The organism is Sediminibacterium sp. FW305-C-49 (genome assembly GCF_058231085.1).
In genome coordinates, this window is the sequence record NZ_JBIQXS010000001.1 from 756,254 (window position 1) to 772,769 (window position 16,516).

Annotated in this window: 10 protein-coding genes; 1 reads left to right on the forward strand and 9 read right to left on the reverse strand. The window is 41.7% G+C overall.

Annotated elements, in window-relative coordinates; all coding sequences use genetic code 11:
• Positions 1 to 5 precede the first annotated feature (5 nt).
• The 9 genes from ACH3Z1_RS03100 to ACH3Z1_RS03140 form a co-directional block, all read right to left on the reverse strand.
• Positions 6 to 1,673: a DUF8451 domain-containing protein gene (locus ACH3Z1_RS03100; RefSeq protein ID WP_490820382.1), complete on the reverse strand. Its 1,668-nt coding sequence runs from the start codon at positions 1,671 to 1,673 to the stop codon at positions 6 to 8.
• Positions 1,674 to 1,718: 45 nt separating this feature from the next.
• Positions 1,719 to 2,975 carry a restriction endonuclease subunit S gene (locus tag ACH3Z1_RS03105; protein WP_490820383.1) on the reverse strand — a complete coding sequence of 419 codons (1,257 nt, stop codon included), beginning with the start codon at positions 2,973 to 2,975 and terminating at the stop codon, positions 1,719 to 1,721.
• Positions 2,972 to 4,531, reverse strand: a complete 1,560-nt coding sequence (locus tag ACH3Z1_RS03110) for a type I restriction-modification system subunit M (RefSeq protein ID WP_490820384.1) — start codon at positions 4,529 to 4,531, stop codon at positions 2,972 to 2,974. The genes ACH3Z1_RS03105 and ACH3Z1_RS03110 overlap by 4 nt, the downstream gene beginning before the upstream one ends.
• Positions 4,532 to 4,538: 7 nt before the next feature.
• A complete protein-coding gene (locus tag ACH3Z1_RS03115; protein ID WP_490820385.1) occupies positions 4,539 to 4,790 on the reverse strand; it encodes a hypothetical protein in 252 nt (83 codons plus the stop codon).
• Entirely contained in the window at positions 4,787 to 5,353 is a 567-nt protein-coding gene (locus tag ACH3Z1_RS03120; protein WP_490820386.1) for a restriction endonuclease subunit S, read from the reverse strand. The genes ACH3Z1_RS03115 and ACH3Z1_RS03120 overlap by 4 nt, the downstream gene beginning before the upstream one ends.
• 216 nt (positions 5,354 to 5,569) lie before the next feature.
• Positions 5,570 to 8,341, reverse strand: a complete 2,772-nt coding sequence (locus ACH3Z1_RS03125) for a glycoside hydrolase family 127 protein (protein WP_490820387.1) — start codon at positions 8,339 to 8,341, stop codon at positions 5,570 to 5,572.
• Between the two features lie 23 nt (positions 8,342 to 8,364).
• The gene (locus ACH3Z1_RS03130; protein ID WP_490820388.1) at positions 8,365 to 10,035 is read right to left on the reverse strand and encodes a M1 family metallopeptidase; all 1,671 of its coding nucleotides are present in this window, start codon (positions 10,033 to 10,035) and stop codon (positions 8,365 to 8,367) included.
• Between the two features lie 124 nt (positions 10,036 to 10,159).
• Positions 10,160 to 11,746 (reverse strand): RagB/SusD family nutrient uptake outer membrane protein, encoded by a 1,587-nt coding sequence (locus tag ACH3Z1_RS03135; RefSeq protein WP_490820389.1) that lies wholly within the window; start codon positions 11,744 to 11,746, stop codon positions 10,160 to 10,162.
• Between the two features lie 23 nt (positions 11,747 to 11,769).
• Positions 11,770 to 14,724: a SusC/RagA family TonB-linked outer membrane protein gene (locus ACH3Z1_RS03140; RefSeq protein WP_490820390.1), complete on the reverse strand. Its 2,955-nt coding sequence runs from the start codon at positions 14,722 to 14,724 to the stop codon at positions 11,770 to 11,772.
• A 379-nt stretch (positions 14,725 to 15,103) separates the two neighbouring features.
• Here ACH3Z1_RS03140 and ACH3Z1_RS03145 point away from each other — a divergent pair, with 379 nt between their 5' ends.
• Positions 15,104 to 16,510 carry an APC family permease gene (locus tag ACH3Z1_RS03145; RefSeq protein WP_490820391.1) on the forward strand — a complete coding sequence of 469 codons (1,407 nt, stop codon included), beginning with the start codon at positions 15,104 to 15,106 and terminating at the stop codon, positions 16,508 to 16,510.
• Positions 16,511 to 16,516 lie beyond the last annotated feature (6 nt).

Genomic DNA, 16,516 nt, shown 5'->3' on the forward strand with positions numbered 1-16,516 from the left:
TCTAATTACTTCTGATTTATTAGAACCCACTTTGGCATTTTGAATGTCCCCTTGTTTTCTATTTTATTCTTCTTTCTCAACTCTGATAACAAGTTGTTTATCTTTATTTTCTTCTGCTTTTCCTCCATCCAATCCGGCAGCTTATTCCATAGCAACTCATCCACATCACTTCTTTCTAAACTTGTGTGTTCGCTAATTGCCTTCTCTATTAAATCAAGATAATAACGCTTATCAAAAGCCTTATTTTTAGAGTAAGCAGCTTTCTGACCTGTTTTTTCAACTACTTTTAAACCGATGTAATAATTGGGTTTCCTCCCTTCAATTAATTTTTTGCTTTTCAGGTGCTTTTCTTCTAACTCAGTTAACATCTGTTTCTTTTGGACTTTGTCGAGTATAATGATTTCTTCCAAAGTCAAGTCTCTGTTTCTGGCCAGCAAGCGGGCATACTCCATGTCAAGTATCTTACCTGAAATGGTCACTTTTACCTTGCCGCCGGCAAGGTCGTAATCCGGCATTGGGAAAAAGCGTTCACGTTGGTAATTGAATATCCTTTTGATACCCCCTCCGGCCGTATCAACCATTTTGAGATTGAACATAGCTGTAGCTAAAAAACGATTTCTGTAGTGTTCCTCAGGGGCATCTTCCTTAACCACCTTCTCTACACTTCCAGGAATAAAGGAGCCAAGATTGGTAAACACCAATTGATCGTCCATTTCTACCACATTGATTCTACCATGCTTGGTATAATCCTGATGTGCAATACAGTTGTTCAATGCCTCACGAATGGAGTAGGGTTCGTATTGATTTACTTCATCAGGGAAAAGTGTTCCTTCTTTAATGTAGCGATACTTTAGGTTACGAATTTTTGAATACACTTTATCAACTGCTAAAATCAGAGGACAGCTAAAAATGGCATAGTCTTTATCATTCCCTTGTACATCTTTCAATAGCCATCTCACTTTTGCTTCCGCCGGATTGATATAATGTTCAGACTCTTCTTTACCTAACAGAATAATAGCCGTGCGGGTAATCTTTCCCTTGATAGTAATTTTCGCCTTGTTTAAAAAGGTAATGTCGTCCCACCCATCAACATCTATGGCTTTTTCAGGGAATTTATTCTTGAAATTTTTTCTGGCTAAGGCTATCGCTTCTTGATCTAGATCATCTACTGTTGCATCAGGCACAATGGCAGCGCTCCAGTCTTCTGTGGTGGCTTGTGCACGAATACGTTCAATTTCTTCTAAATTCAATGGGGAAAGTTCTTCGTCATCTCTGCCATAATAATGCCCATCAAAAGCAACAGGAAAGCCTTTTGGGGCAGCAGGGATTTGAAACATCACCACACGACCTTCGGGTTCGTTTAATTCATAAATCTCAATAAAAGTAATCCGATTGGTGGTTTTGTTCGCTATTTCACTTTTAAGACTGTCTAAATCTTTTCGCTGTGGGCGAAACTGACTACCCACAATATTATGCTTCTTATTTTCCACACCAAATACCAGCCACGCGTAAGGCGTACCTTTTAGATTGGCTTCATTGCTCAGGGCAGAAAAATACTTGCCTAATTTGCCGAAGTCATAGCCTGATTTGGCTTCCTTAAACTCTACAATTTCATTCTCAGCCGTGAGATTGCGGAGTGAGTCGAGAATATGTTTTAGTTCTGCTATTGTCATGAGCTTTTTATTTATTCTTTTTGCACAATAAACCCTGTTACTTTATTATGCAGATTTTATTGTATCAATGCTCAAGCGCACCTTCCCCGTCAACAACACCTGCATCAACCCCTTCTTCAACTCCCTCAACTTCTCTGCTTTGGCTTTGAGCAGGCTGATTTCTTTATCTGCCGCTTGCAGTATCTGGGCGATGGCAGTTTGTTCTTCGAGTGATGGTATTGAAATAGGAATTTTTTTTAGCTCATTAGTACTAATGCTGGCTTGATTTACGGCTGGTTTAGCTAAACTTATAGCTTTCTTTCTTCCATTTTCTGATACTAACCATTGATAAAAAAAGATTGAATTTACTTGTTCCTTGCATCTTAGTAGAAGCAGATTCATGCCGTGATACAATGGTTTTTCATCGTTATATATAGCCACTTTACCAATGTGTGATAAACTATTAATATGACTATAAAGAATATCACCTTTTTGAAGTCGATAACCCTCAATATTATCAGCCGAATCAGCAAATCCAATTTTATTAAAATTAATCACACCATCTGAAATAGTTTCAATTCGTGTAACTGGTATTCCTGCTCTTTTTTCTGTATCATAAGTAATTCCATTGGCCATTCGAGAAAGGCAATCGGAAATTCTAACTTCCTTCCACTCACCACCCAACCCCCTAAACCTCTTCTTTCCCGTAAGCAATTGCTGCATCAGCCATTTTTTGCGGAGTTCTTTTTGGGCTATTAGTTTTTCGGTAGTGTGAATGGCGGCATCTGCCGTACTGAGTACTTGGGCGATAGCTTTTTGCTCTGTGAGTGGGGGGAGAGCTACAAGACATTCGCCTATTTCACCTAGATTAATTTTCTTGGGAAAGGCTACATGAATTGTCCTTTGATACAACTCCCGTTGAAAATAATCTGAATTAATAAACTGACTTATGAATTTAGCATCTACTTCACCATTATTGGCTTTAATCAATGCCAAACTAACATAAAAGGAGGCTCTTACATCCCAATCTATAAACTTTGTTGTCCCAATATCTCCAATTCGAGTCATTAAAATATCTCCTTTTTCTAAAACAACTCTTTCTGACTCTTTTACGAATACCTCCTCAGAAATAAATTTAGTCACGTCAAAATTGTCGCTTGTGACATGTTCAACCGAATAAAAGGGTACTCCACTTGATACATAATTGGGAGTTGTGTGTGTCCCGTCATAAATCCTGGTAACATCAGCCAATTTTCTTTGAGACCAATCACTCGGAATTTCATTATTATGAAACGCTTGGGTGTGTTTTGTTTCTTCCATCATTTCACCAATTGGGTTAAGTATTGCTCGATGTCTTTCTGCACTTTCACTAACTCGTCTTCCAGTTGTTTTATTTCTTTTTGTACTGTTACAATATCTACTTCAGCTTCTTCTTCAAAAGTGTCTACATAGCGGGGGATGTTCAGGTTAAAGTCGTTTTCCTGTATTTCTTCAGGAGTGGCTACATAGCTATATTTATCTTCCACCACCCCGGGCTGTAATTTTCCTGCTGCAAAATCACGGTAAGTAGTTACAATATGTTCAATATCGCTTTCACGCAATTTGTTTTGGTTTTTGGCGCTTTCGTAGTGTTTGCTGGCATCAATAAACAATATATTGTTGCTGCTTTTTTGCTTGTTAAACACCAGGATGGCAGCTGGTATGCCTGTGCCAAAAAACAGGTTAGCAGGTAAACCAATCACAGCTTCTAATAAGTTTTCCTCAATGGTGCGCTGGCGTATTCGGCCTTCACTGCTGCCACGGAACAATACACCATGTGGCACTACCACACCTGCTTTTCCCTGCTCGTTCAGTGTTTCAATCATGTGGCTGATAAATGCCCAGTCGCCCTTGCTCCTGGGTGGTACACCTCGCCAAAAACGATTGTATGGATCACTTTCCGGGTCGTAGCTCACGGTGGTTTTTTCGCCATCCTTATCTTCTACCTTTCCCCATTTGTCTAAGGAGAAAGGAGGGTTGGCAACCACGGTATCAAACTTCATCAGTGCATCAGCTTCTTTCAGTTTGGGGTTGCGAATGGTATCGCCCCAACGGATGGTGGCATTGTCAAAGCCATGCAAAAACATGTTCATCACAGCCAATGCCCAGGTGCTGCCGTTGGCTTCCTGTCCATATAACGAAAAATTATCCGAGTCAACTTCTTGTCCGGCTTTAATAAGCAATGAACCTGAACCACAGGTGGGGTCACAAATGCGGGAGCCGGGTTTGCTTTTCGTAAGTTTAGCTAAAAGTGTAGATACTTCCGCCGGAGTAAAAAATTCACCTGCTTTTTTACCAGCATCACTGGCAAAGTTGGCGATTAAAAACTCGTAGGCTCCACCAATAATATCATTGCCATCTAAATGCGAGGGGCGCAGGTTCAATTTATCAGAGCTAAAATCAATCAATAAAGTTTTTAGGCGTTGGTTTTTATCTTTGGGGTCACCCAATAAACTGCTATTAAAACTGATATTTTTAAAAATCCCTGAGCCATCTTCACTGTATAGTTTATCACGGTTGGCTTCTTCCAGATCAGTAAATGCAATATCAATTAATTCACCAATATTGGCCTCATTTCGGTGGTCGTATAAATACTTGAAATGGCTATGCTCCGGTACAATAAAGCGTTCGTGTTGCATGGCGCGTTTGGCACGCTCTGTATCACCATTGTATTTTTTGAGGTAACCATCCATTTTATCGTCATGTACATCACTGAGATATTTCAAGAACAACATGGTAAGTACATAGTCTTTGTAAACACTGGGGTCAATGCTTCCTCTAAAAGTGTCGCAAGCTTTCCAAACTGCATCGTTGATGTCTTTCTGGGTTATTTTAGCCATGGTTTTTTTAATTAAAACATTCATGATTCATTGTGTCTAAATTTATTTTAAACCTAGAAGTTAAACAGTGTTCAATATCTTCCTCCGAACATTGATGTTTTTCATAAGATACAGGGCTACCATCTTCCGGTATTATTGAAACTTCGTATTCTCCACTTCCATCATTGCATCTGCAGATTTCAATTTTTACTTGTTCGCCTGAATTTGTTGTTGCATCACAATATTGACACCCGCAACTTGGGCAAGGTATTTTTATCATTTTTCTTGATTTATCTTATTGATAATTTGTTGTTGAATTTGTTTTTCACGAAGCAGCTCAATTTTCTGTTTCAATGCTTTTTCTTTACTACGCAGTTGAGAGATTTGCAGAATTGCCTTCTGGGTTTCAATCGCTGGCACTGTTATTTCCAGATTTTCTAATACCTGTTTCGAAATTGAAGGAATGGATGTTCCTATGGCCTGGCCTTTTAAAAGGGTCTGTGTAGCAGGATTATTTAAAAACCAGGCCAGATATTGAGATAACACCGTTTTGTCGGTTGATCTTATCACAAAAAAGGAAGTGGAAGCCACAGCAGGCTCGTTGTGGTTTTCAAAAACGGCTGCAAAATTTTTTGTTCCCTTAGCTGCGAACAACACATCACCGTCTTTTAGCAAATGCTTTTCAGAAACACCTTCTGCCATTAAATCGGGATGAAGAATTGAGTGCAGTTGCCCATATTCATCAAAATGCTTTGATTGCAGGTACACCAATCCGCCAGTGCCGGAGGGCTTGGCAAAGAGTCCGGTTTGGATATTTGTAATATCTTTTATCAGCCTTTTCAAATTTATTTCTTTGTAATTACACTACAAAAATAGATAGAATTTTCTAATTCCTGAGATTTTTTGATAAAAAAATTAAGTACCCATTGTACAAAATGAAACTATGCTTCCATAAATTGTCTATTTGTTTGCTTTTACATCAATTCCGCAATCAAAAAAGCCTGCATTCTTACGAATACAGGCTTAAACGATAAAGGCCAAAACAAAAACGCTAAAATCTTATTTATTCGGTTTCTCCTTGATCCAGATGGCAGACGCTACCGGTCTGTTCTGGATTCTCTGCGGAGGCTCAGCAGCTTCAGTTGGCAGTGTAGTAGTGGTAGTAGCAGGCACTTTACCATCAATACGGTTGGTTCTCGCATAGTTGGGTATGGCCAGCAATGGTGTACCATCTTCCCACTGGCCTTTGATTACCAGCATACCACGGAGGAAATTATCTCTCCACTCAACAGCCAATGGTTTTTGTGTATCAATGGCTTTATTGATGTCTTGCCCGTCTGCAGTTTCCACATTATAAATCAATGGCCCGAAACGCAATGCCACGCGGCCGCGATTCGCTTCAATTCTTGTATCGGCACGGAATTTCTGTACTTCCATCGGCATTTCCAGCTCAATCTTATCGCCTTTTTTCCAGGTACGTTTCAGCGCTACATAACCCTTGTCGATGGTTACGGGTACAGATTTACCATTTACTTTCAGGTATTTCAACCCTTTCACTTCTTTATCAGGTGTGTACAGTTCACTGGTGGTTCTGTTGGGCACACGTACATATACAGTGAACGCTGCGCTTACTTTAGGATTCACCGTAATAGCCACCGCACCTTCCCAGGGATAATTGGTTTTTTGTACCATTTCAATATCTGTTCCTGCCACACGCTCTACATTAATGGTACTACCGATATACATGTTTACATAGATGGCATTGGGATCGGTTACATAAGTCCAGGTAGGCACCATCAACAGTGTACGTGGAATATTACCTACACAGCATGGACAAACATGCCAGGGATCTCTGGGTTGTGCTTCTGATAAACGATTGGTGTAATAGAAATTCTTACCATCTAGATCGAGTGAACCCAATAATGCATTGTACATGGTTTCTTCGTACAGATCAGCATATTTGGCATCGTGATAAGCCAGGTTCATTTTATACTGGAAGAAAATTAAACCCGCACTGGAGCATGACTCGCAATAAGCATTGTTACGTAATGAATAGTTGGGTCCAAAACCTTCTGATGTTTCACCACTGCCAATACCACCGGTGAAATAATATTTTTTGTTGATGAGGTTGTTCCATAAACTCATCACCGCACTCTGGTAATCTACATCACCTGTCTCCGCAGCCACATCGGCCATGGCTGAATAGTTGTAGGTAGCCCTTACCGCATGACCTACTGCTTCGTATTGTTGCTGTACGGGTACATGGCTCTGGTCGTACTCACTGCCATTCTTACGGCTGTCGAGCAGAAACTTAGCCAGTTTCACATAACTGTCGCCCCTGCCATTTTTTTCCATATCGTTTACAAAACGTCCGAAACGCACCAGCGCCTGTTCCATTTCCTGGTGTCCATCGTACCATTCTTTCTGACCCGGACCTGTTCCGATATTTTTTACCCAGCAGTCTGCCAGTTTTTTGGCTGCATCATACAAACGTTTGTCTTTACCATTGGTTAAGGTATAGTGGTTGATGGCAGATTCAATAAAATAACCGGCCACATATCCTTCATGATCGCCACGGTTACGTGGAGCCCAGCGGTCTTTCCAGCGGGTAGTATCACGCAGTGTATAAGCGGTATGCAGGTAACCATCCGATTCCTGTGCAGAAAGAATGATGGGAATCCATCTTTCCAGTGCCTCTTTCATTTTGGCCTGTGCCGCAATAATTTCTTTATCGCCCTGCGGATCTACCATCAAGGCAATACAGATCGATTCTACCGTCTGGTGTACCCATGCATTGGAGAATACATATCCTTTATGACGTGCATGCGGCTCACCGCGTATGGCTTTGGCAGCTTCAATAAAATTATCAAGACCACCCTGACCAATGGTTAAATCGGTACGTTCATTCTGTGCAATACAATAAGGTATCCAGTTAACGATCATGGCTTTGGCACGGTCGTTCCAGAGTTTATTGTCTATTTTATATTTTTTGGTGTACACCACATCCAGCCTGTTTACCGGTGGCGGGTTGTGTACTTTTACTTTGATCGTAGATGTTTGTGTGAGATTGCCTTCCGTTGCTGTCATGGCCAATTCATAATCACCAATGGCACTGAAACTGGCCGTTGATTTTAATGAACCTGGATCACTAAACTGTACGGTTCCGGGACCTGCTACTTTCTTCCACTCCATTTTAGAAACTGGAGAAACAGATTTTACCGATGCGTCGAGATAGGTTTTACCGTTGATGATCACATCTCTGTCGATACCCGCAGACACCAATGGTTTGGGATTGGCAGAATTGGGGCTTTTGTTGACCGCCCATTCCAGTAAAGTAGTAACACCACGGTCTGCCGAATCGAGATCAATCCGCATACGCGTAGTGGTAATTTCTTTGAAAGTAGTGGTATTGAGCTGGTTGTTTTCCTTGCCCATACCCTGCGCATTTTCAACAGGTACAAAGGCAGTACCGTTCCAGTATGAAATACGGTATTGTTCAGGCAAACGAACATTGTTGTTGAAATTCCACCAGAACAAAGCGACTTCACTGGTGCTAACAGGCTCCTGCCATTCGTACTGCACCCAGATATTGGCACGGGGAGGGCGATTGTTGTTATTGTTAAACCCACCACGGTTATTACCGGTATTAACAGGGGTTTTCTGGTCATTCAATCCTTCTACCCCAAAACCTCCGCGACTGGAGCTGACTTTTGCCACCAATGCCAGATTGGGTTTGCCCGTCAGCGACTGCTGTGCTTTTGCCGACGTTAGAAAACCCGTCAACAGCATCACATGCAGTAATCCTGTAAAAACGAACCGAAACTTTTTCATTGATCTCCGAATTTTTAAGTGATTTATTTTATTTGTACAGGGTCTACATAATACATATTCTTCACTGCATCAACGGTTAGCATGGCTACTTCATTTGCTTTCAACTCCGTTGTTTTCCACTCAGAAGTGGGTAACAGTTTTAATACAGTGCTGTTATTCTTCAACACCACCGGCAGGTTAAATCCTGGAATACAATTGCTATAACGATAGCGAACCGTATTACCATTGATCTCAAACTCAAATTTGGGTATGGCTGTATTTCTCAGGTACTGATCAAATACTTTGCTGTAATCAAATCCTGCTTTTTTTGAGATATAATTTTCTACCTGTGCCGAGGTTACGGTCTGGTGATAGAAATCTTTATTCAGTCCACGAAGTATCTGTCTGAATTTTTCGTTGTCGTTGATGCTGTGTTTGATGGCATGCAGCAGGTTACCACCTTTCGGATACATATCGCCACTGCCCTGCGCATTTACGCCATAGGCTGTGGGTATAATGGGTCTGTCGTTACGTATGCCTCTTCTGATACCCACATTGTATTCGTTACCTGCCTGTTCGCCAAAAATATGTTCGATGAAAAGTGTTTCACTGTAATTGGTAAAACCTTCATGCACCCACATATCGGCCAGGTCTTTCGAAGTAATATTATTACCAAACCATTCGTGACCACTTTCGTGGATCACGATAAAATCCCATTTCAATCCCCATCCAGTTCCTGAGCCATCACGTTTCCTGTAACCTGGCTGGTACCAGTTGCCATAAGCCACTGCACTCTGGTGTTCCATACCCGTATGTGGTACATCAATGAGTTGATAACCATCTTCGTAAAATGGATAAGGTCCAAACCAGTACTCAAAACTTTTCATGGTATTGTGTACTTCTTTGGGCAGGTAATTTTTTGCTTTCTGTTCGTTATAATCCAATACCCAGTAATTGAGATCGAGTTTGCCTTTCTCACCCTGGTACACTTCTTTAAAGTTGATATACTTTCCGATATACGGAATGATATTGTAGTTGTTGATTGGGTTGATGACTTCCCAACGATAGCTGGTAGTACCATCTCCGTGTCTGGTTGTTTTTTTCAACCTGCCATTACCAATGGCCATCAAGGTATCCGGTACACGCATGGTGAGTGATGCTCCTTTATCGGGCTCATCGCTCTGGTGATCTTTACAGGGATACCAGATAGAGGCGCCTGCTGCACCCTGACAGGTTACCGTCATCCATGGACGACCTAATGAATCTGTGGTGAAAGTCCAGCCGCCGTCCCATGGGGCACGGATGGCTTCGTGTGGTGTACCACTATAGTGTATGGATAATTTTCCGTTTGTGCCTTTTTTTTGATCAGCTATATCAATCAGCCAAACGGATCCTTCTTTTTTAAAACTGTATTTTTTACCTGCTGCATCTGTTACCTGATCAATCTTTAGTGGATCCTTCAGATCGATCTGCATTTTTGTGGTGCCGTTGTTTTCTACTACCGTGTAACTGATGGTATTTACACCTTTCAATGTTTTGGAAAGATAATCGGGTTGTACCTCCAGGTCATACCTTATCAGGTCCCACCATGCCCTTTCGGGTGTAATGGTACCACGCAGCGAATCGGTTTTGGTAAATGCACGCTGGTTTTGTGCCTGCAAAAATCCTGCAGTACAAACAGACAAAACAAGTGTAAGAAGGAACTGGTTTTTCATATGAAAATGCTTTTCTCTGGTGAAGATAGGGAGGTATTTGAACAGCAAGACCTGCAATTGAACTGTTTGCAGGCCTTGCTATTGCTTAATACCTAAAACCTAAACCTATGAGAAAGAGTCTTTATTAATAGCCAGGATTTTGCTTAAGGTTGGTGTTCGTCAGCAAAGAGTTGGCCGGTATCGGGAAGATATTCCTGAAAGTAGCCGATGGTTTATGTGAGAACCAGCTCTTTCTGTGGAACACACCGAAACGGATCAAATCCTGTCTGCGTTTTGCTTCAGCAGCAAACTCCCAACCTAATTCATCCAACATTCTTCCGAAAGGAATATCACCACCACCTTCTACAGTAGTTTGTGCGCCATTGGCCCACTCACCATAAGAGTAGCTACTGCCTTGCTGTAACTGCGCGCCGGTAACAACTGCTTTCGCAGGGTTGCTGGCAAAGTTGCGCTGACGAACCTGTGTTACGATGGTTGCAGCTTGTGTTGCATCGCCTGTACGGAGTAATGATTCAGCTTTCATCATCAATACATCTGCATAACGCATCAGTGGGAAGTCTACACTTGAACCACCACGCATACCAGCTTTGATTTCGTATTTACCAATACGGTAACCCTGGTTAGATGTACTTGATGCGATGCTTGTAACTGTTTTCACATAGTCAATCACCAGTGCACCTGTTGTAGCATTGTATTGAGGACCCATGATCCATGTATCTCTCAAACGTCTGTCATCCGGATCGTAGGTATCAATCCACTGGGGAACTGCACAGTTACCACCCCATGGCTGCACCTGCATTGGGTATACCAACTGCATGAGCGGATCGAGGGTTTTCATGTGCAGGTTACTTTCCGTAGCGAAGATCTCATCATAAGGAACCGCGAAAATGGTTTCTTTAGAATTTTCGTTGGTAGATGAGAAATTCTCTTTGTAGGTATTTGACAGTGCATACTGGTTAGATGCGATGATATCATTACACTGCTGAATACACTCAGCCCATTTAGGTGTACCGGTATACACTTGAGCATTCAGGTAAACACGGGCCAGGAATGCTTTTGCCGCCCAACGTGTCATACGACCATAAGTAGCTTTAGAAACAACAGGCGAAAGATTAGGAATCGCATCTGTAAATTCTTTTACTACGAAATCATATACCTGCTGACGTGTTCTCTGAACAGGTAAACTGGTGTCTTTAAAGTCGGTAACAACTGGTACATTACCATGGTTATCCAGTAACAGATAATAATAGTAAGCACGAGCTGCTTTCAACTCAGCTATGATGGCATCTTTACCACTTGTAACAGGTATTTCGCCTGATTCAATCTGGAACAATACCCTGTTGGCATTATTGATACCACTGTAACAACGGTTATACAAACCGTTTGGCTGACCCTGTGTAGGAGTCCAGACGTGTTCATGCATACGACGGTATGTACCACCATCTACCCATCCGTTTGGACGGGCAGGTGTTACAATCTGATCGGCTGCTTCTTCCTGCAGATCGAACAGACCCTGCCAACTGGCAGTATTGGCACGTAATACGGTGTATACCGGCGCAATCAGGGCAGGCACATCCTGTGCAGTAGCCTGGAAGTTTTGTGCCAGCAATTCAGAATATACTTCTTCATCAAGCTTTGTACAGCTATTCATTAACATGGTACCAGCCAGCGCTGCTGTAAGGAACCATTTATGATTATTATATTTTTTCATGATTTAGCGTTTCTTTTATCAGATTATAATGTTACCAATGCACCAAAAGTGAATGTGCGTGTTGTTGGATATTTATCACGCTCGTCATTACCTGGAGCCAGTCCGCCTCTGTTTACTTCAGGATCAATTCCTTTGTAACCAGTGATGGTGAACATGTTCAGACCTGAAGCATAAAGGCGAAGTGATTTCACATATTTATTGCTTTTCAGTTTTACATTATAGCCCAATGTGATGTTATCCACTTTCCAGTAATCACCATTCTCAACATAGTAGCTAACATAAGCCTGTGAGTTGGTCAATCTGGTTTTGCCATATACTTTATCGAATGCTGATAACAGTACATTGTAGTTACCCAGGATCTGTGGCTGAGAGTTCTCATAGAACATACGCTGGAAGTTCAGGATCTGGAAACCAAAAGCACCACGCATCAATACACTCAGATCCCAGTCTTTGTAACGAACAGTGTTGTTCCAGCCTGCATAGTATTTAGGCAAACCGTTACCGAGGATTTTTTTGTCCTCCTGTACAGCAGCACTGTACGGTTTAGGCTTACCGTCTTTCCCTTCAATGATCCACAAACCATTTGCATCAATATCAACAGATTTGTAACCATGGAAGTTTCCGATAGGACCCCCAATATCTACACGGTGTGTGTAATCCTGAACAGGCTCACCGGTTCCACCTGCTGTAAAGAAGTTAGCAGTAGTTCTGAATAAATTGTTGGATAAGCTAACCAGTTTATTAGAGTTGGTAGAGAAGTTCACGCTGGTTTCCCATGAGAAATCTTTTTTCTGAATAGCATTATAGTTCACCAATACTTCCACACCCTTATTTTCCATTACACCTACGTTAGCGAGGATACTGTTAAACAGGTATGGAGGAACGGGCACGCTGTAGTTATATAACATGTCGCGTGTTGTTCTTTTATAAATGTCAATGGTTGTACTCAGTTTGCCTTTCAGGATAGAGAGGTCGATACCGAAGTTAACCTCTTCTTTTCTCTCCCATCTTAAATCCGGATTGGGGTTACGTACAGGAGACAGTGACTGAATCCATACACCATTATCCAGGAAACGTGTACCATAGTTCAGACTGGTTTGTGATAAGTAAGCATCGCCAGGAGCAATACCTGTTACACCAAAACCAGCGCGAAGCTTGAGGTCATGGATAAAGTTTACGTCACGCAGGAAAGATTCGTTCTTTACGCGCCATGCTGCTGAAACAGCCGGGAAAGTACCCCACTTGTGGTTGGCACCGAATTTAGAAGAACCCTCACGACGTACACTGGCAGACAATAAATATTTGTCACCGAAGTTGTAGTTCACACGACCAAAGAAACCAATCAATTTGCTGAGCGACTGGAAGCTGCTCATAGAAGCTTCACCTCTTCCCAATGCATTACCGGCTTGCAGACGGTTGTATGAATACTCATCAGTTGGGAAATCCCAGTTTGACACAGAAAAATCTTCATAACGCTGATCCTGATAACTATAACCAGCCAATGCTACTACACGATGTTTACCAAAGCTTTTGGTATAATCCAACGTAAACTCTAACAGGTTGTCTTCACTGGCACTAGTGCTTCTTGAAGCATTACCATTTCTACCATTCTTAGTGGTTGATACGTGTTTTTTTGTTTCAGAGAAACCAGACATTGATTCGCTCTGCACATTCGCTACCAATAATTTGGCATTCAGTCCACGGGCAATATTCGCCGTTACACTGGCAGATAAACGTGTTTCCTGAGATTCGTTTCTTGCGATTGTTTCCATCAGGTAACCCAGTGGATTATCGTAGAAATAGATATTGCGCTCTTTCCAGCGACCCTGGGAATCATACACGCTATCCGTAGGGTTACGGATCACTGACTGGCGATAGATATAACTGTTGAATCCACCATCATCATTACGCTGACGACTGATGACATTCAGGTTTACTTTTACTTTTCCATCGAGCATGGCATGGTTTACATCAGCTCTCAGGGTAACCTGACGGTTTACCGATTTCAGGAACATACCTTCCCAGTTACGATAGTTCACATTGGCAGTATAACTGGTTTGTCTGTTACCGCCCTGGAATGTGAGGTTATGTGTTTGGCTGAAAGGCGTTGGTCTTGAAATGGTTTCAAACCAGTCTGTATTCATGCCATAATCAATAAAAGGATATCCTTCTTTTCCAAACTGACGAAACTCCGCTGCATTGAGGAAGCGGGGGCGTCTTGCAATGGTCTGGATGCTTGCATACGTATTGTATTCAACTACAGATTTACCACCACCCTGAATTTTACGGGTTGTAATGAGGATTACACCGTTGGTACCACGTGTACCATAGATCGCAGCGGCAGAACCATCTTTTAATACGTCAATTGACTCAATATCTTCCGGAGAAACAGAGTTCAGGTTACCCGGAACCCCATCAATGAGTACCAATGGAGCAGTAGAAGCATTTAAGGTAGTAATACCTCTTAACTGAATTTGTGTACCTGCAGTGGGAGAACCAGAAGAGGTAGAAACAGAAAGACCTGCTACTTTACCCTGAATCAACTGGGCAGCATCTCTTACAAAACCCTTTACAAAGCTTTCCTGTTTTACACTTGATACGGCACTGGTCAGGTCAGCCTTTTTCTGTGTACCATAACCTACCACCACAACCTCATCCAGACTATTGATGTCTTTGTTCAGTTTTACAGATAAAGTGCTTAATCCTTTTACGGGAACAGAAAGGGTAACATACCCAACGAATGTAATGTCCACTACAGCATCGTCGGATGGAACGGTAATACTGAATTTACCATCCGCATCTGAACTTGTTGCAGTTGTAGTGTTTTTTACCGTTACAGTGGCACCCTGAAGCGGAGCACCAGAAGAAGCGTCCGTAACTACACCCGTTACAGTTTTGGGAGGGCTTCCCCAACGGGCATTTGCTGCGTTTACCAGCAGCATTGAAAGAAGCAGAAAACATCCTAGTAGATTTTTCATAATGCAAGCGTTTTATTAAAGGTCAAAATGACACTTAAAAGTATTTTTTATATCTTTCGTTTCCGGCTAATATTTTAACTAATACTAAACGTATTTTAACCAGTTTAAAACCAAACCTCCAAAAGCATTCATTATTAAGGGGTTGTGTCATATTTACACTTAAATTTTGTCAGATTCTTACAGCTGATTTTCGGGTATTATAAACAGGATAATTAAAAAGAATATCTGGTTTATATCTGCATAGAGAGATAAATAGATGAACAGATAACTTTAGTAAATCCGTAACTGTAGGAATAGCCGATGATTAACCCAATCATTATTGAAAACTACTGATGGAATAAAACTTACATAACACTCATTCACACGTACAAAACCCATTATGAGTAACAGCACTCAATTCAAACCATCCCTTAAACTGTTAGATGCCACCATGATCGTGGCCGGATCCATGATCGGATCAGGTATTTTTATTGTCAGTGCCGATATTACCCGGAATGTCGGTAGTACCGGCTGGCTCATGGCCGTATGGGTGATTACCGGTTTCATGACAGTAGCCGCAGCATTAAGTTATGGCGAACTGAGTGCCATGTTTCCCAAAGCGGGTGGACAGTATGTGTACCTGAAAGAAGCTTATAACCCGCTGGTTGCTTTTTTATTCGGCTGGAGCTTTTTTTCAGTGATACAAACAGCTACTATTGCCGCCGTAGCAGTGGCTTTCGCCAAATTCACCGCTTATCTTTTCCCTTATTTCAGTGAAGACATCATCGTATTTAAAAGCGGGTTTCTCAGTATTACACGTGCTCAGTTACTTTCCTTACTCGTAATTATTGTACTCACTTTTATCAATACAAGGGGCATACAAAGTGGTAAACGTATACAGACTGTTTTTACCATTACCAAACTGCTGAGTTTATTCGGTTTGATTTTATTCGGACTTCTTGCCTTTAAATCAGACATCTGGAATATGAACTGGAATAATGCATGGGAACTAAAACCAATGAACAGCGATGGCAGCCTGGGAACTTATACCACTTTCGCTGCAGTGGGCGCCATCGCTGCATCGATGGTAGGTTCCATATTCAGTAGCGATTCCTGGAACAATGTCACTTTTATTGCAGGCGAAATCCGTAATCCGCAAAGAAATATTGGTCTTAGCCTTTTTCTCGGAACATTGATCGTTACCATTATTTATTTCCTGACCAATATTACCTACACCGCATTATTGCCCTTACAGGAAATTGCCTATGCAGAGAAAGACCGTGTAGGTGTTTCTGCCGCCAATGTTATTTTTGGTGAAGCCGGAACCATCATCATCGCCATCATGATCATGATCTCCACATTCGGCTGTAACAATGGAATCATTCTTGCCGGTGCAAGGGTTTATTATACCATGGCCAAAGACAAACTCTTTTTTGCCAAAGCTGGTTCACTCAACCAGAACAATGTACCGGCTTATGCATTATGGCTTCAATGTATAGTAGCCTGCGCCTGGAGTTTGAGTGGGAAATATGGCCAACTACTCGACATGATTTCTTTTGTAGTAGTCGGATTCTATATGCTTACCATCGCTGGTATTTTTATTCTGAGAAAGAAAAGACCCGATGCAGAAAGACCGTATAAAGCATTTGGATACCCCTTGTTACCATTAATATATATTTTAATGGGGCTTAGTTTCTGTATTCTCTTAATTATTTTCAAACCCGCCTTTACCTGGCCGGGACTGATCATTACTTTACTTGGTATTCCAGTGTATTACTTAGTAAGAAAAAAGAGCAGTGAGCTATGAGCCATG